Annotated in this window: 15 protein-coding genes; 2 read left to right on the top strand and 13 right to left on the bottom strand. The window is 68.9% G+C overall.

Features of this window, described 5'->3' with window-relative positions; genetic code table 11:
- The first annotated feature begins 26 nt into the window (after nt 1–26).
- A complete protein-coding gene (locus tag ACFWFP_RS25140) occupies nt 27–1,379 on the top strand; it encodes a DUF5933 domain-containing protein (protein WP_379298871.1) in 1,353 nt (450 codons plus the stop codon).
- Here ACFWFP_RS25140 and mnhG read toward each other — a convergent pair.
- From mnhG to ACFWFP_RS25100, 8 genes are all read right to left on the bottom strand, one after another.
- Nucleotides 1,376–1,678 (bottom strand): monovalent cation/H(+) antiporter subunit G, encoded by a 303-nt coding sequence (gene mnhG, locus ACFWFP_RS25135; RefSeq protein WP_379298869.1) that lies wholly within the window; start codon nt 1,676–1,678, stop codon nt 1,376–1,378. The two genes, ACFWFP_RS25140 and mnhG, sit on opposite strands and share 4 nt — an antisense overlap.
- Nucleotides 1,675–1,935 (bottom strand): monovalent cation/H+ antiporter complex subunit F, encoded by a 261-nt coding sequence (locus tag ACFWFP_RS25130; RefSeq protein WP_379298867.1) that lies wholly within the window; start codon nt 1,933–1,935, stop codon nt 1,675–1,677. Before ACFWFP_RS25130 ends, mnhG begins: the two co-directional genes overlap by 4 nt.
- Entirely contained in the window at nt 1,932–2,486 is a 555-nt protein-coding gene (locus tag ACFWFP_RS25125; RefSeq protein ID WP_379298865.1) for a Na+/H+ antiporter subunit E, read from the bottom strand. Before ACFWFP_RS25125 ends, ACFWFP_RS25130 begins: the two co-directional genes overlap by 4 nt.
- A complete protein-coding gene (locus ACFWFP_RS25120) occupies nt 2,483–4,078 on the bottom strand; it encodes a Na+/H+ antiporter subunit D (RefSeq protein WP_379298863.1) in 1,596 nt (531 codons plus the stop codon). The genes ACFWFP_RS25125 and ACFWFP_RS25120 overlap by 4 nt, the downstream gene beginning before the upstream one ends.
- Nucleotides 4,075–4,458: a Na(+)/H(+) antiporter subunit C gene (locus ACFWFP_RS25115; RefSeq protein WP_379298861.1), complete on the bottom strand. Its 384-nt coding sequence runs from the start codon at nt 4,456–4,458 to the stop codon at nt 4,075–4,077. The genes ACFWFP_RS25120 and ACFWFP_RS25115 overlap by 4 nt, the downstream gene beginning before the upstream one ends.
- The gene (locus tag ACFWFP_RS25110) at nt 4,455–7,244 is read right to left on the bottom strand and encodes a Na+/H+ antiporter subunit A (protein ID WP_379298859.1); all 2,790 of its coding nucleotides are present in this window, start codon (nt 7,242–7,244) and stop codon (nt 4,455–4,457) included. Before ACFWFP_RS25110 ends, ACFWFP_RS25115 begins: the two co-directional genes overlap by 4 nt.
- A 114-nt stretch (nt 7,245–7,358) precedes the next feature.
- Nucleotides 7,359–8,636, bottom strand: coding sequence for a hypothetical protein (locus ACFWFP_RS25105; RefSeq protein WP_379298858.1), 1,278 nt, complete (start codon nt 8,634–8,636; stop codon nt 7,359–7,361).
- 72 nt (nt 8,637–8,708) lie between these two features.
- Nucleotides 8,709–10,952 carry an AAA family ATPase gene (locus tag ACFWFP_RS25100; RefSeq protein WP_379298856.1) on the bottom strand — a complete coding sequence of 748 codons (2,244 nt, stop codon included), beginning with the start codon at nt 10,950–10,952 and terminating at the stop codon, nt 8,709–8,711.
- Between the two features lie 76 nt (nt 10,953–11,028).
- Between ACFWFP_RS25100 and ACFWFP_RS25095 the strand changes: the two genes are divergently transcribed.
- Nucleotides 11,029–11,484 (top strand): hypothetical protein, encoded by a 456-nt coding sequence (locus tag ACFWFP_RS25095; protein WP_379298854.1) that lies wholly within the window; start codon nt 11,029–11,031, stop codon nt 11,482–11,484.
- A gap of 7 nt (nt 11,485–11,491) precedes the next feature.
- Here ACFWFP_RS25095 and ACFWFP_RS25090 read toward each other — a convergent pair whose 3' ends face one another.
- The 5 genes from ACFWFP_RS25090 to ACFWFP_RS25070 all read right to left on the bottom strand — a co-directional run bounded on the left by ACFWFP_RS25090 (nt 11,492) and on the right by ACFWFP_RS25070 (nt 16,410).
- A complete protein-coding gene (locus ACFWFP_RS25090; RefSeq protein ID WP_378633825.1) occupies nt 11,492–11,839 on the bottom strand; it encodes a UBP-type zinc finger domain-containing protein in 348 nt (115 codons plus the stop codon).
- Nucleotides 11,832–13,289, bottom strand: coding sequence for an ATP-binding protein (locus ACFWFP_RS25085; protein ID WP_379298925.1), 1,458 nt, complete (start codon nt 13,287–13,289; stop codon nt 11,832–11,834). Before ACFWFP_RS25085 ends, ACFWFP_RS25090 begins: the two co-directional genes overlap by 8 nt.
- An 11-nt stretch (nt 13,290–13,300) precedes the next feature.
- Nucleotides 13,301–14,968, bottom strand: a complete 1,668-nt coding sequence (locus ACFWFP_RS25080) for an FAD-dependent oxidoreductase (RefSeq protein ID WP_379298852.1) — start codon at nt 14,966–14,968, stop codon at nt 13,301–13,303.
- A 33-nt stretch (nt 14,969–15,001) separates the two neighbouring features.
- Complete coding sequence (locus ACFWFP_RS25075) at nt 15,002–15,193, bottom strand: hypothetical protein (protein ID WP_379298850.1); 192 nt, start codon at nt 15,191–15,193, stop codon at nt 15,002–15,004.
- Nucleotides 15,194–15,384: 191 nt separating this feature from the next.
- Nucleotides 15,385–16,410, bottom strand: a complete 1,026-nt coding sequence (locus ACFWFP_RS25070; RefSeq protein WP_379298848.1) for a beta-ketoacyl-ACP synthase III — start codon at nt 16,408–16,410, stop codon at nt 15,385–15,387.
- Nucleotides 16,411–16,601 lie beyond the last annotated feature (191 nt).

The raw sequence follows: 16,601 nt of genomic DNA, 5'->3' as shown, positions 1-16,601 counted from the left end.
GTTCACCCGCCGTTTACGATGGTCGGATGCTTGTCGAACATCCGCGCGCCGTTGCGGGGGGTGCCACCCTCGGTTCGCGTCTGCGTGAACCACGCACACTCGCCGTCGCCGGGGTGGCCGCGGTGCTCGCGCTGCTGGTCGGATTGCAGATCGTCGCGTGGATCATGGGTTTCGACGGACCGCTGGCCAGCCTGGCTCGCGACTTCGCCGGTACGCCCAAATCGATGTCGGTGCCGTGGGCGGGACTGGTGCTCGCGCTCGTCGGGATCTCCACCCGCCGCAGGGTGTTCGCGCTGGCCGCCGCGATCGGGATCGACGCGGTGTGGGTCGCGCTGCGACTCATCGACGGCAAACAGTTCACCGTCGGCAACGGACCCACGATCGTGCTGGCCGCGCTGGCGGTCGTCGCGGCAGTGCGCTGGCGGGGTCGCGAGCGCGCTGACGCGTTGCGAGCCGTCGCACTCGGTGCGCTGCTGGTGCTGGCCACCAAGGTCGGCGATGTGTGGCTGCACCTGACTTCGGCGGTGCGCCCCACCGTGCTCGACGAATACGTGCTGCTCGCCGATCACGCGCTCGGTGATCCGTCGTGGGTCGTCGGGCGGGTGCTGGAGGTGCTCGGGCCCGAGGTGTACGCCGTGCTGCACTGGGTGTACATCGAATTGCCGGTCGCCGCGATCGCGGTGGCGGTGTGGCAGTTGCGCAAGGTGGTCACGACCGGGCTGTGGCCGAGTCACTATCTGGTGCGCACCTTCCTGGTGCTCGGTCTGGTGGGGCCGCTGTTCTATGTGCTGTTCCCGGTGGTCGGGCCGATGTTCGCGTTCGGTGCCGACGGGCACGGCTTCCAGGTGGGCAATTTCTGGCCCGCCGCGATGCCGCCGCTCGAGTCGAACCCGGCCGCCCTCGTCTTCGACGAGTTCACCCCGCGTAACTGCATGCCCTCCATGCACACCGCGTGGGCGCTGTCGCTGTTCATCCACACCCGTCGCGATGTCGACGGGTCACGCGCCCCGATCTGGATGCGCTGGGGCGGGGCGTTCTGGCTGGCCGCCACGGTCACCGCGACACTGGGCTTCGGGTATCACTACGGCGTCGACCTCGTGGCGGGCGCGGTGCTGTGCCTGACCGTCGAGTCGGCTCTGCGCGCGCCCGAGCGGGGGTGGGGCGGCTTCAGGATCCGGCTGGTCGGCTTCGGTGTGGCGGTGTTCGCGGGGCTGCTGCTGTCCTACCGGTATCTGGCGGTGCCGATGGCGGAGTATCCGGTGGCCGCGGGCGCGATCGTCATCGGGCTGTTGGCCGCGGTCGCGATCGCCTTCCACAACACCTGGTTCGCCAGCGCGCCCGCACCGGCCCTCGAGCGAATCGCGACGCCCGCCACCTAGAACAACCCGTCGCGGTGGCGCTGTTCGCGATAGGCGGTGCGGCCGAGGAGATGGGCGATGACCGGCGCGGTGATGATCGTGAACAGGCCGGTGAGGACCAGCATCCAGACATTGACGTCGTCCCGGATGTCGATGCCGGTGCCGACGAGAACCAGCATGAGGCCGACCACCTGTGGTTTGGTGGCGGCGTGCATGCGAGTGAGGGTGTCGGGGAAGCGGACGATGCCGATCGACGCCGTGAACGCCAGTGCGCAGCCGGTGAGGATCAGCACCGCCGACACCCATTCCCACGCGCTCATCGGTCGTCCCTGACCCGGAATCGGGTGACCGCGGCCGACCCGAGGAAGCCGACCAGCGAGAGCGCCACGATGGCCGGGATCACCGTGGTGTCGCCGCTGTAGGCGGCCCATACCGCGAGCCCGGCCGCGGCGATGGCCATCAGTGAATCGATGCCGACGACGCGATCGAGGGTGCTCGGCCCGGCGAGGACGCGATAGCTGGTGATCACCGCGGCGGCCGTGAGCAGGACAGCGGCGATGACGGCCACGACAGTCATGGTTGCACCTCCGGTGGCGTTTCGACGCGACGGCGTTCGCTCGGTCGTTCGAAGGCATTGATCATCAGGTGCTCCAGACGCCGGGTGGTGCGGTAGAACTTCACGACCGCCTCGTCACTGCCCACATCGAGCACGTGGACATAGACCACGCAGCGCGCGCGGTCGAGTTCGAGGACCATGGTGCCGGGAATCAGGTTGAGCAGGTCGGTGCACATCACCAGCACCAGATCGGACTGGATGCCCAGGTGCACGCGCAGCACGCCCGAGACCGGCGGACCGCTGGGCCGGATCGCGAACCAGGCCACCTGCAGGCTCGATTCGAGCGCGTAATAGGTTCCGACAGCGACCAATTCGAGAAACGACAGCGGATGGAAGCGCCCGGACACCGGGACCAGCGGCAGGGGCAGGCCGAAGACCACGATCAGTGCGACGACGGCCCCGGCGACGGTGTTGGCCACGCTCAGATCGCCCCAGAGCGCGACCCAGACGGCGGTGAGCCAGATCAGCACGGCGACGCGAAGGATGTTGTCGCGGTTCACGAGTCGGCTCATCGCAGCACCGGGCCGAGGACCGAGTCGATGTAGACCGACGGGTCGTTCAGGTCGTCGGCGGCGCGTTCGGCGATGCCGAGCACCGGTCCGGCGAACACCGTGAGCGCGAGGCCGGCGCCGACGAGTCCGACGGTGGCCAGCACCATCAGTACCGGCATCCGGCCGGGATCGGTGCGGTCCTCGTAGTACACGTCGGTCGAATCCTCCACCAGCGTAGGCAGATTCGCGGCGGTGAGATGGCCTTCGGGCGCCTCTTCGCGTGGTCGCCAGAACGCTTTGCTCCAGACCCGCGCCACCGCGTACAGCGTGAGCAGGCTGGTGATCACCGAACCCGCGACCAGCACCCACGCCAGTACGCTGCCCTCGGCGGCTCCGGCTTCCAGGAGTGTGACTTTGCCGATGAAACCCGAAAACGGCGGGATACCCCCGAGATTCAGGGCGGGGACGAGGAACAGCACGCCCAGCAGTGGGCTGGCTGTCGCCAGTCCGCCGATCCGGCGCAACGAGACCGATCCGGCCTGGCGTTCGATCAGTCCGACAGCCAGGAACAGCGCGGTCTGCACCAGGATGTGGTGGGCCACGTAGAACACCGCGCCGGTGAGGCCCGCGGTGGTGGCGAGGCCGATACCGAACACCATGTAACCGATATGGCTGACCAGCGTGAACGAGAGCAGACGCCGGATATCGGTCTGCGCGATGGCGCCGAGGATGCCGACGATCATCGTCGCCAGTCCGCACACCAGCAGGATGTCGTCGAACGCGCCGTCGGGGAACCAGAGCGTGTGGGTGCGGATGATCGCGTACACACCGACCTTGGTGAGCAGACCCGCGAACACCGCGGTGACCGGCGCGGGCGCGGTGGGGTAGGAGTCGGGCAGCCAGCTCGACAGCGGGAACACCGCCGCCTTGATCCCGAACGCCACCAGCAGCACCGCGTAGCAGGCGGTGCGCACGCCACTGGGCGTCGCTTCCAGGCGCACGGCCAGCTGCGCGAGATTCAGGGTGCCCGTCGCCGCGTAGGTGAGGCCGATGCCGATCAGGAAGATCAGCGACGACACCATCGACACCATCACATAGGCGATGCCGGTGCGGATCCTTTCCTCGGTGGCGCCGACGGTGAGCAGCACGAACGAGGCGACGAGCAGGACCTCGAAGCCGACGAACAGGTTGAACAGGTCACCGGCCAGGAACGCGGTCGACACGCCCGCGGTCAGGACCAGATAGGTGGGCCGGTAGATCGAGGTCGGCTGGTGTTCGCCACCGTCGGAGATGTTCTGTCCCGCACCGTAGATCGACACCACGAGCAGCACGAAGGCCGAGACCAGCAGCATCGCGGCGCTGAGCCGATCCACCACCAGCGTGATGCCGATCGGGGCAGGCCAGCCGCCCACCTGCACCGCGGTGGTGCCGTCGCGATCGGCGAGATACAGCAGCAGGGCGCTGATCAGCAGCACCACCGACAGCGCCGTCAGCGTGATCATCGCCTGCAGCCGTGGGCGGCGGCCGAACACCAGCGTCGCCGCGGCGGCGAGCAGCGGAACCAGCACGGGCAGTGCGGCGATGGCGGGCAACAGCTCCGGGGACAGGGTCACTGTTCGGGATCCTCCCGTTCGCGGCGGGCGGCGACCTGAGCGTCCTCGGGGTCGTTGGTCACGTCTTCGGTGGTGGTCAGCATGTAGGAGCGATAGGCCAGCGCGAGCACGAAGGCCGCCAGACCCATGGTGATCACGATCGCGGTGAGCACCATGGCCTGCGCGAGTGGATCGGCCAGGCCGGCGGGGGAAGTGTCGTCGCTGCCGAGGATCGGTGGCTTCCCGTCCGGGCCGCCCATCGTGAGGATCAGCAGGTTCACCGCGTTGCCGAGCAGGATCATCCCCAGCAGCATCTTCGACACCACCCGCTCGAGCAGCAGGTAGACACCGCACGCGGTGAGCACACCGATGGTGATCAGCAGAACGAGGTTGGCACTCATCGGATTTCCTTGTCCAGGCGGGCGCCGAGGCTGCGCAGGACGTCGAGCACCAGCCCGACGATCACCAGGTAGACGCCGAGGTCGAAGAAACTGGCGGTGACCAGTTTGAGGTGGCCCAGCAGCGGCAGCGTCACCTCGATGATCGCCGAGGACAGGGGAGGTGCGCCGAGCAGCAGCGACGCGGTCGCGGTGCCCGCGGCGAGGGTGAGTCCGGCGCCGAGCAGGTGCCCGGCGTCGACCGGGAGCGCTTCGCCCAGTTCGTATCGGCCGCCCGCCAGGTAGCGCAGGGTCAGGGCCAATCCGGCGACCAGTCCGCCCGCGAAGCCGCCGCCGGGCGCGTTGTGGCCGGCGAAGAAGAAGTACACCGACAGCACCATGATGGTGGGGAAGACCAGCCGGGTGGTGATCTGCAGGACCATCGAGCGTTCGCGGCGATCGAGCAGGCGGGCGGCGGGCAGCCAGCTCACCGCGTCGGGGTCGTAGTTCGGGGAATCGGCGGCGCGGGGTGCGCTGCCGAAGCGGCGGCTGCGGAAGACCAGCGACGCCACGCCGGTCGCGGCGACGACGAGCACCGAGATCTCGCCGAGGGTGTCCCAGGCGCGGATGTCGACCAGCAGGACGTTGACCGCGTTCTTGCCGCCGCCGATCCGATAGGCGGCATCGGGGATGGCGTCCCAGATCGGGTTGCCGTGCTTGGCGGCGATGGCGAACGCGGCGAGCACGGGGACGGTGATGCCGACGCCGATGGCCAGCAGGGCCCGGCGGAATTTGAACGCCGTGCCCTGACTTTCGGCGATCTCCGCCGGAAAGGCGCGCAACACGAGCACGAACACGACCAAAGTCAGTGTCTCGACCAGGAATTGGGTCAGCGCGAGATCGGGGGCGCCGTGCAGCGCGAAGATCACGCCGCAGCCGTAGCCGGTCACCCCGACGACGAGCACGCTGGCCAGCCTGTTGCGCAAGACGGTGGCGGCCAGCGCCATCGCGATCATGATCGCGCCGATCGCCGCCTGCAACGGTGAATCCCACAGTCGCAGTTGCACTCCGGTTCGCGTACCGACCGCGAGCATGACCGTCGGCAACACGATGAGCGTGCCGAGGATGGTGGCCTGGCTGGCGGGCAACGAACCGGACTGCACAGTTCCGGTGATCCGCAACGACAGCCGGTCCATCGCGCGCAGCGCCGCGTCGTAGTTGCGATCGGCGTTGCCGAGACGCGGGTGCGCGGGTTCGCCGATCCGGCCGCGGATCAGGAACAGCGCGATGCCGGCCGCGACGATCACGATCGTCAGCGCGAGCGGTCCGGTGAAGCTGTGCCAGAGCGCGAGATGGGTGTCGAGCTCGCCCGGCAGCGACTCGGCGTAGGGGCTCAACCATCGATCGACCGCCTGGGTGTCGAGACCGCCCGCCAGCCCGGCCACCGCGAGCACCGCGGGCGGACCGAGCAGCAGCGGGCCGGGAGCGTGCCAGGTGACCGTGCGCTCAGGATTGGCGGTGACTCCGAAAGCGCCCCAGACGAATCGGATGCTGTAGGCCACGGTGAACGCCGAACCGACGGTGACCCCGGCCAGCAGGGCCAGCCGCACCGGCGCGCTCAGCACCTCGGCCGACCACAGCGCGCCGAGTGCGGACTCCTTGCCGACGAAACCGAGCAGCGGCGGCAGCCCGGCCATGCTGAGTGTCGCGAGAACCGCGATCGCGCACAGCACCGGCGCGCGCCGGCCGAGCCCGGACAGTCTGCGCAGATCCCTGGTCCCCGCGCCGTGATCGATGATGCCGACCACCATGAACAGGCACGCCTTGAACAGCCCGTGCGCCACCAGCAGCGCGAGCCCGGCCAGCGCCGCGTCGGGCGTGCCGATGCCCATCATCGTGATCATCAGACCCAGCTGGCTGACGGTGCCGAACGCCAGCACCAGCTTCAGATCGTGCACCTGGATCGCCCGCCACCCCGCCAGCAGCATCGTGATGATGCCGAGCGGCAACAGCATCAGATGCCACGGCGGTGTCTGCGCGAGCGCGGGCGCCAGGCGGGCCACCAGGTAGATACCGGCTTTCACCATCGCGGCGGCGTGCAGGTACGCGCTCACCGGGGTCGGCGCCGCCATCGCGCCGGGCAACCAGAAGTGCAGCGGCACGATCGCCGATTTGCTGATCGCCCCGATCAGCACCAAGCCGATCGCGACCGGCACCGCGCTCCCGGCCGGGACCGAGCTCGCCGCGAGCAGCTCCGAGAGCAGGAAACTGTCGTAGCGCAGCCCGAGGATGACGATCCCCACCAGCATCGCCAGCCCACCCGCGCCGGTCACCAGCAGCGCCTGGATCGCGGCCCTTCGGCTGACCGCGCGCTCGGCGTAGTGGCCGACGAGCAGGAACGACAGCACCGTCGTGATTTCCCAGAACACGTAGAGCAGCAGCATGTTATCGCTGGTGACGAGCCCGAACATGGCACCGGCGAACCCGGTCAGCTCGGCCGCGAACACCCCGAGCCGGACCTCGTCACGCTCGAAGTACCGCCCGCAGTACGCCAGGATCAGCGCGCCGACGCCGAGTACCAGTGTGCACATCACCGCGGACAGGGCATCGAAACGCAGATCGATGTCCATCGAGATCTGCGGCGCCCATTGCACGTGCGTGCGTACGGTGTCTCCCCAGTGCGCGATCACCCAGCCGAGGCTGCCCAGTGGTACCAGGGCGAGCAGGTAGAAAGCGTTGCGGCCCAGCACTCGTACACACAGCGGGGCCAGGAGGGCGGCCAGTGCGTGAACGAGCAGTACGGCTAGCAACTCCCCCTCCGTCGGGTAGGTAGCGGTCGAGTAGCGCGCCCCGATCCTACGGGCGCGGACGCGATGTTCGGCGGCACCGAGGTTGTCGCGTCGGCCATGTCGCGGGCGGTGCGGCTATGGCTGCGCCGCCCGTGGCTGCCCGGTGGGCCGGATCTGGTACAGCACCGCGAGTCCGGCCGCGGCGCCGACGGTGATGGCCAGAGCGACCTGCCCCGGCACTTGATCGGCGACGGCGGTATCGCCCGTCGGCCAGTGCCGCTGCCCGGTGGGGATCGACCACAGGATCGACGGCAGGTACAGCGCGCCGAGCGCCGGTATCGCGCTCGGCAGGTAGCTGACCCGGATCGAGCCGATACCGAAACCGGCGACACAGGTCAACAGGACCACCCCCGCCGTCCACACGAACGCCCACGGAAGATGTTCGGCCACAATGGCGAAACCGCAGATCGCGGCGGCACCGAGCAGCACGCCCCACGGTGTCGCCCAGCGCAGGCCCGCCAGGATGGCGACCACACCGAGCACGAGAACGAGGACGAGATGCCAGCCGAGGCTGGGCGCGTCACCCAGTGCATCGGCGGCCGCGGCAATGCTCACGGCGATCAGCACGCCGGTGCCGTCACGGCCGGGCAGCAGCGCGGCGGCCACGAAGGCCGCCACCAGCGTGACGATCACGGCGAGCGCGATCTGCCAGGAGTTGCCGCGGCGGCCGTCGAACTCGCGGCCCAGCCACTCGGTGGCGATCAGCAGCGACAGCGACAGCACGGTGGTGGCGATGATCGGGGCGATCGGCAGATCCGCCGCCATCCGCGGCACCGCGGGCAGCATGATGCCGTGCCGATGGCGCACGGTGTTCACCGCCAGCAGCACGACTGCGGAGCCGACCAGCCAGAACGGGGTGTGCACGACTTTGTCCGCCGTCGCCGAGTCGTTCGAGTTGAACACCGACACGACTTCGCCGTAGACGAACACGACCAGGACCCCGAGCCCGAAACCGACCGCGGACCAGCGCATCCGCCACGCGCAGATGCACAGCGCCCCGAACAGCACACCGCCGCACAGCGAGTCGATGTAGTTCTGGGTGGTGAGTACGTCGGCGGAGGTCATCGCCTCGCCGATGAGGTAGTTGATCGCCAGCGCCGCCGCCCCGCCCGTCGCGGTGAGCCAGATCAGCCCCGGCCGGGTGATGGGCCTGGCCAGCACGGCGACGACGACAGCGACGATGAGACCGAGTGCGGCCGCGCGGGGCACGCTGTTGATCAGACTGGTGACGCGGTACGGCGAATCGATCGACGAATCGTCACCGAAGCTGAACGGCAGAAACAGCGACATCCCCGCGGCCGCGGCGCCGGCGAACGCCGTGACCACGTCCAGACCATCACCGATCTTGGGCACTCTGCCGACGTTACCGGCGGAGCACGCCCGCACCGGGGATGTCGCGGCCGGATCAGGACGGCGAGTTCGGCTTCACGCCCTGCTCTCGGCGTAGCGGCGCAGCGATTCGACCTGCGCGGGGTCGAGCGAGGGCCGCACGCTCGCGCGGGCGGTGGCCACGTCCTCGGCCGTGACGTCGGCGGCGGCCATATCGCGGCGCAGTGCCGAGAGCGCGGCCTCGCGGAGCAGGGCGGCGCAGTCGGCGGCCGAGTAGCCGTCGAGATCCTCTGCCAGCGCGCCCAGGTCGACATCCTCGGCCAGCGGGACCGAGCGGCCCGCCGTGCGCAGGATCTCCAGCCGGGCCGGGCCGTCCGGCGGCGGGACGAAGACGAGGCGGTCGAGCCTGCCCGGCCGCAGTAGTGCGGGGTCGATCAATTCGGGGCGGTTGGTCGCACCGACCACCACCACATCGCGCAGGGGTTCGACCCCGTCGAGTTCGGTGAGCAGCGCCGCGACCACCCGGTCCGACACCCCGGAGTCGCTGCTCTGGCCGCGGCGGGGGGCGAGCGCGTCGACCTCGTCGAGGAAGATCAGCGAGGGGGCCGAGTCGCGGGCGCGCTGGAACAACTCGCGCACCGCGCGTTCGGAGGAGCCGACCCACTTGTCCATCAGCTCCGCGCCTTTCACCGCGTGCACGCTGAGCTGGCCGGTCCCTGCCAGTGCCCGCACCAGGAAGGTCTTGCCGCAGCCGGGTGGCCCGTAGAGCAGGACCCCGCGCGGCGGTTCGATGCCGAGGCGGGCGAAGGAGTCGGGGTGGCGCAGCGGCCACAGCACCGATTCGGTGAGTGCCTGTTTGGTTTCGATCATGTCGCCGACGTCGTCGAGGTCGAGTGAGCCGATCGCCAATTCCTCTGTGCCCGAACGGGACAGCGGGCGGATCACGTCGAGCGCGCCGATCAGATCGTTCTGGACGAGTTCGGGTTCGGTGTGCTCTCGGCTCGCGCGGCCCGCCGCGCGCACGGCGGCTTCCCGGCACAGCGCGGTCAGGTCGGCGACCACGAAACCCGGTGTGCGCGAGGCGACCACATCGAGGTCGAGTTTTCCCGCGGGCACCTTGCGCAGCAGCTGTTCCAGCAACGCACGCCGGATCGCCGCGGTGGGCAGCGGCAACGCCAGTTCGCGATCGCACAGGTCCGGAGCGCGCAGACGCGAATCCACCTGTGTCGGATGGGCGGTGGTGGCCAGCAGGGCGACGCACGGTGCGCGCATCGCGGCCCGCAGCTGGTCGAGAACGAGGGTGGCGACGGGCTCGGCCTCGGCGGGCAGCAGCGCGTCGATATCGGTGATCAGCAGCACGCCGCCCTGCCCGGTGGCGACATCGGCCACCGCCTCGGCGACCTCACGCAGCCGGGTGCCGCTCTCGGTCGCGCCGACGCTCGGCCCGTCGAGCTCGATGACGCGGCGCGGTGCGGCGACGGCTTTGGCGAAGGTGGCCTTGCCGACCCCGGCGGGCCCGGTGATGAGGACACCGAGATGCGCCGGTGCGCCGAGCGTCTTGAGCAACTCCGGTTCATCCAGCGCCAAGCTGAGCCATTCGGCCAGCTTGGCCGCCTGGCTCTGCACTCCTGCCAGATCCTCGATCTGGATCGGGGTGCTCCCCGAACTCACCGTCACGGCGGCCGAGGCAGGCTGATCCGGCTCGGGGAACCACTGCTGCCCCGATGTGCTCCCCGACGACTGCATGTCGCCGTCACGTTCCACCGTGTGCTGGATCGCGGCCGCACCCGGACCCCAGCCGACGGCCGAATTCGGTTGTACGCTCACCGGTCCCGGCCTCGGCTCGATCGCCGTCACCGTGAGTAGTTCGGTGGTCCAAGCGATTCCGAAGGCGCGCGAGAGCGCCTGGGTGGCCGCCGAGGAGCTGATATCGGGTCCGAGATCACGCGGCAGCAGCGACACCGTGTCTCCCACGGTCACCACCTTGCCCAGCAGCGCCTGCCGCAGGGTGGCCGCCGGAACACTGGCCATCGCGTGCGACGAGCCGCTCAGCGAGATCTGTCTGGCGCCGAAGACGGTCACCGGGGCGACGGTCACCGCCGCGTTCTCCCGCAATCCCACATTCGACAGCGTCACGTCGTCGAGCAGCGCCACCCCCGGCGGGCTGTCCGCGGGGGCCTTCGCCACCACCGCCGCGGTCCTGCGCGCGCCGATCAGCGCGATGCCGTCCCATTCGCGCAGGCCGAGCGCGGTGAGCGTCTCGGGGTGCAGGCGCACCACCCCGCGACGGGCGTCGGCTGCGGAGGGATTGAGCCGGGCGGTGAGCGAAAGTTCAGCCACCGCCCCATTCTGCCCTTCGCGGCGCGATCAGGAATCTATAGGCCGCTCGCAAGGTCAGACGGCCATTCTGGCTGACATGACGAACTATCGCCGCCAGTCGGTACGCTGCACCGGACGCGCCGGAGGTGCCGGCGCCGCGATCTACCCGGGAAAGCAGCAGATGAACCGAATCTCCCTCGCCGTTCTGGCCGCCGGGGCACTGACCCTGACCTTGGTCGGGTGCGGGTCCGACGACTCCGCTGATGCGAGCGGGCTGCGCAAGGGCACGCCGAGCTCCAGCGCGCCCGCCACCACCACCAAGGCGCCCACGTCGAGCGCCGCGCCGACCTCGGGCACCGACATCACCTGCACGCAGTTCAAGTCGCTCGACCCGGACGGTGAGAAGAAGGCCATCGATCAGATCCTCGCGGCACACCCCGGTGGTCCGTTCGAGGGCAGCCCCAACGTGGCGCTCAGCACCGTGAAGCTGGTCTGCCTCGTCCCGGCCAATGCCGACAAGCCGGTAGCCGACGCCGCCGGGATGAAGCCCTAGCCGCCGTTCAGCCGAGCAGCGATTGCCAGTTCGCGGGGACCCGCGCGGCCGGTCCGGGGACGGACTGATCGGTGGGATGGCTGGTCGGCGCGGCGAGCTCGGGACCATCGCTGTACATCTCGCCGCTGGCGAAGTTGTAGAACCAGTCCTCGCCCGGTTCGTAGCTCTGCATGAACGGGTGCGCGGTGGCCTCGAAATGCTTCGTCGCGTGCTTGCTGGGGGAGCTGTCACAGCAGCCGACATGCCCGCATTCGGCGCAGCGGCGCAGATGCACCCACCAGCCGCCGCTCGCGTCGCACTCGACGCAACCGGCGCCACTGGGCGGCACGCTCGGATCGATCCCCGCTTCAGCCATCTAGACCTCCTGTAGTAGGTGTGCTCACATCCTCCGCCGCCGGGTGCAACGGCAGGCGGACGACGAAGCGCGTGTTGCCGGGTTCCGACTCCACCCGGATGTCACCGTTGTGCTTGTTCACCACGATCCGGAACGAGATGTCGAGGCCGAGCCCGGTACCGTCGCCGACCGGTTTGGTGGTGAAGAACGGCTCGAAGATCCGGCCCCGCGCCTCGGGGGGAATGCCCGGCCCGGTGTCCCCGATTTCGATCGCGGCGCAGTCGTTCTCCTTGAAGGTGCGGATCGTCAGGGTGCCCTCGCCGCCCATCGCGTAGACGGCGTTGTCGATCAGGTTGGTCCACACCTGGTTGAGTTCGGCGGCGAAGCAGGGGATCGGCGGCAGAGCGCGGTCGTAGTCCTTCACCACACGGATGCCGTCACCGAGTTTGCGGTTGAGCATCACCAGGGTGGAATCGAGCAGTTCGTGCAGGTCGACGACCTGATAGGGCGCGCGATCCATCTGCGAATACTGTTTGGCCGCACCGACGAGAGTGGAGATGCGGGTGGTCGAGTCGAAGATCTCGTTCATCAGCAACTCGGTCTCGATGGTGTAGTTCAGCCAGCGCACGGCGCCCTCGAACACCGGCGCCTGACAGGCTTCCAGGGTCGCGTGCACGCCCTCGAGCCAGTCGGTGTCCAGGCCCGCTTGCACGAAGGTCGGCGCGAGATTCCAGCCGTCGGTGATGCCGCGCTCCTCGAACCAGTCGGCCAGCGCGTCCTCCCGGTCGGCCGCTTCCAGGGGGCTGAGGTCGGGTGCCTTGGCGACCTGGTCGGCGGCTTGCTCCTGCATCTCGACGAGCTTGACCAGCGCGTCGGCCGGGAACTTGCCCTCGGCCATCATCTTCAGTTTGTGCCGCATCCCGGCGACGCGTTCGCGCAGGCCGGAGGTGGCGCGCACCGCGGCGGCGGCGGGATTGTTGAGCTCGTGGGTGAGCCCGGCCGAGAGCGAACCCAGGGCGAGCAGCCGTTCCCGTTCGGCGATCCGCTGGCTCGACTTCTGCCCGCCGAAGAACGCGCCCTCCAGCAGGTGCACGGCCATCGGGAACCACTCGTGCATGATCCGGGAGAAATCGGCCGCGTCCATGACCAGGAACCGGGAGCGGCGCAGCACGTACATCGAGCCGTTGTAGTCCTGGTTCGCCCGGTCGCCCAGGTAGGCCATCCAGGCGCCCGCGTACACCCCGCGATGGTCGGTGCGGTTGATCTCGATCTCCACACCGCCGGACAGTTTGGTCAGCCGGACCTCGCCGTCGATCAGCACGTAGAAGCAGGTGGCGGGTTCGCCCTCGCGAAACACCGGGCCCGGGTCGACGTACTCGATGCGCCCGACGGCGCACAGTTCGGTGAGCTGGGAGTCGTCGAGCTTCTCGAACAGGAACAGAGTGCGCAGTTCTTCCGGATCGCAGATCATGGAGTCCTCACTCACGCCAGATACCGGTGGACGAGCATGACCGCCATCGCGCCCTCGCCGACCGCCGAGGCGACCCGCTTGGCGGATTCGGCGTGCACATCGCCGGCGACGAACACGCCGGGGACGCTGGTCTCGAGGTGTTGCGGTGGGCGCGGCAGTTCCCAGCCGGGTGGTCGCGCGCCGTCGACCATCAGGTCGGGTCCGGCCAGCACGTATCCGGCAGCGTCACGGGTGACGACGCCGTCGAGCCAGCCGGTCTGTGGCGCGGCGCCGATGAACAGGAACAGCCGTTGCGCGTCGACCTTGTCTTCGGTGCCGGTGCTGTTGTCGCGCAGGATGATTCGTTCCAGATGGGTGTCTCCGTCGACGCCGACCACCTCGGTCTCGGTGTGCACGACGATGTTCGGGATGCCCGCGATCTGCTGCACGAGATAGTGCGACATCGACCGATCGAGGGAGTCGCCCCGGACAACCAGGTGCACGCGACGGGCGTTGCGGGACAGGAATACCGCCGCCTGGCCGGCCGAATTGGCGCCACCGACGATGTAGACCTCCTGCTCGGCGCATTCGGCCGCCTCGGTCATCGCCGAACCGTAATACACGCCGCGCCCGGTGAATTCGTCCACACCCGGCGCCGGATGACGTCGATAGTCCACGCCGGTCGCGATCAGAACCGTATGCGCGCACAGCTTTCCGCCATCGGCGAATCGCACGGTGCGCGCCGACCCGTTGATCTCGAGTGCGACCACATCGCGAGTGGTGACGATCTCCGCGCCGAATTTCGCCGCCTGCCGTCGCGCCCGATCCGCCAGCTGCGAGCCCGACACCCCGTCGGGAAATCCGAGATAGTTCTCGATCCGCGAGCTCTGCCCCGCCTGTCCGCCGGTGGCCGTGCGCTCGACCAGCACCGTGCGCAATCCCTCCGACGCGCCGTAGACCGCCGCGCCCAGCCCGGCGGGTCCGCCGCCGACCACGATCAGATCGTAGAAGTCCCCGCTGGGTTCGACGGTGAGCCCGACGTTTTCGGCGAGCTCGCTGTCGGTCGGCTGGATCAGCGCGGTGCCCGCGGCCGTGATCACCACCGGACAGGTCAGCGGGTCGGCGCCCGCCGCCTCCAGCAACCGGGTGCCCTCCGGCTCGTCGACCGGGTACCACCGATACGGCAACTGGTTGCGCGCCAAGAACTCTCGCACCTGCGAAGACCGCGGCGACCATCGATCGCCGACGACCTTGGTCTCGTACACCGGCCGCTGCTCGGCGCTGCGCCACACCTCGAGCAGCCCGTCGATCACCGGGTACAGCTTCTCCTCCGGCGGATCCCATGGCTTGAGCAGATAGTGGTCGAGATCGATGACGTTGATCGCGTTGATCGCGGCGTCGGTGTCGGCGTAGGCGGTGAGCAGCACCCGGCGCGCGTACGGGTGCAGGTCCATCGCCTGCTCGAGGAATTCGATCCCGTCCATGCCGGGCATCCGGTAATCGGCGATCAGCACCGCCACGGGCTGCCCGCGCAGTTTCATCTCGCGCAGCGCCTCGAGTGCCTGCGGTCCCGATTCGGCCCGCAGAATCCGATAATCGGCGCCGTAGCGGCGGCGCAGATCGCGCACCACGGCACGTGATACGCCGGGATCGTCGTCAACGCTCAGAATGGCCGGTTTGGTTACCGAGGGAGTGCTCACTTGATCGAGTATCCCCCTGCTGTGAGGTAGCCGTCAGAGCTGGTGGTGCAGGACCAGGTCGAGTTCGGTCGGCGTGAGGAGGCGTTCGAGGCGTTCCTCGCGTTTGAGACGGGTGCCGCGGGGCACGAACGCGCTGGGGAGCGTGAAGGCGTCGTCCGGGCCGATACTCGGCAGGAGCGGGACCTCGTTGATGTACCTGCGTGGCAGGAGTGAGCGCAGTTTCACGGCCGATCACCTCGGGTTGACGACGGGAACGCTGGAGGCTGAGCTTCGTCGATCAGCTGAACGTCGGTAGCGAAAAGTTTGCCAGCCTGTCCGAGTTGGTGCAAGTGGGACAACGTGGACACGGCGAGTCAACCGGTCGGTGGCCTGCTTCGGCGCAGGCCACCCCGGTTGGTTGGGAATTTGCTGGTCGGCTATTTCCAGGCGGGCATGGTGACAACCTGTGCCGCGTAGGACAGCCCGGCGCCGAAGGCGATCAGCAGCGCGGTGTCGCCCGGCTTCGATTCGCCCTTGCGCAGCAGCGCCTCCATCGCGAGGGGGACCGATGCTGCCGAGGTGTTGCCGGAATCCTCGATGTCGTTGGCGAGCGCGCAGTGCTCCGGTAGCTCGAGCACCCTGGCCATGATCTCGATGATCCGGCCGTTGGCCTGGTGCGGGATCATCGCGTCGAGGTCGCCGGTGGTCAGGCCCGCGCGGTCGATCGCGTCGCGGCACACCTTCTCCAGCGAGTGCGCGGCCCAGCGGAACACCGCGGTGCCCTCCATCGTGAGGTAGGGGCGCACCGCGTCGGTGCCCTTCTCCTCGATCTCGTCGAAGAACTCCACCCAGTCCTTGGTCTGGCGGATCGCGTGGTGCTGCGTGCCGTCCGAACCCCACACGGTGGGGCCGATGCCCTGTTCGGCGGACGGGCCGACGACGACCGCGCCCGCGCCGTCGGCGAACAGGAAGGCTGTCGCACGGTCGGTGAAGTCGACGGTGGGGGTGAGTTTTTCGACGCCGAGCACCAGCACGTGATTCGAGGTGCCCGCGCGGACCAGGTCCGATGCCATACCCACCGCGTGACAGAACCCGGCGCAGCCCGCCGAGATGTCGAAGGCGGCCGCGCCGGTCATGCCCAGCTCGGTGGCGATGCGGGGGCCGATGGCCGGGGTGAGCATCAGGTGTGTCGAGGTCGCCACGATGACGCAGTCGATCTGGTCGACCTGCACCCCGGCGGCGGCGATCGCGTCGCGCGCGGCGGCGACGCTCATGGATTGGATGGTTTCCTCGTCCGAGGCGAAGCGCCTGGTGTTGATGCCGGACCGGGTGCGGATCCACTCGTCGCTGGAGTCGATCGGCCCCGCGACCTCGTCGTTGGTGACCACCCGAGCCGGGCGGTAGACGCCCAATCCGAGGATGGCGGTGTGCTCAGTACCCGTCGTCTGGGCGATTCGAGCCATTGTGCGTCTCCTATGTACCTGTCAACCTGCGGCAGCACCGCTGGGTGTACCCGAAGCATCGAAATCTGTCCCTCATCGCCCGTTACCCGTGCGTGGACACCATGTGAACGCTCAGACATGAGGCTTCCTCATATTAGCGCCTCGTGATCCGAGTGTCGATTGTCACAAGGGCGCCGGGGGTATCTTGGTGA

Source organism: Nocardia sp. NPDC060249 (assembly GCF_042728755.1).
Lineage (GTDB): Bacteria > Actinomycetota > Actinomycetes > Mycobacteriales > Mycobacteriaceae > Nocardia.
Note: the sequence above shows the minus strand (reverse complement) of the source record. Positions and strands in the feature narration are given on the sequence as shown.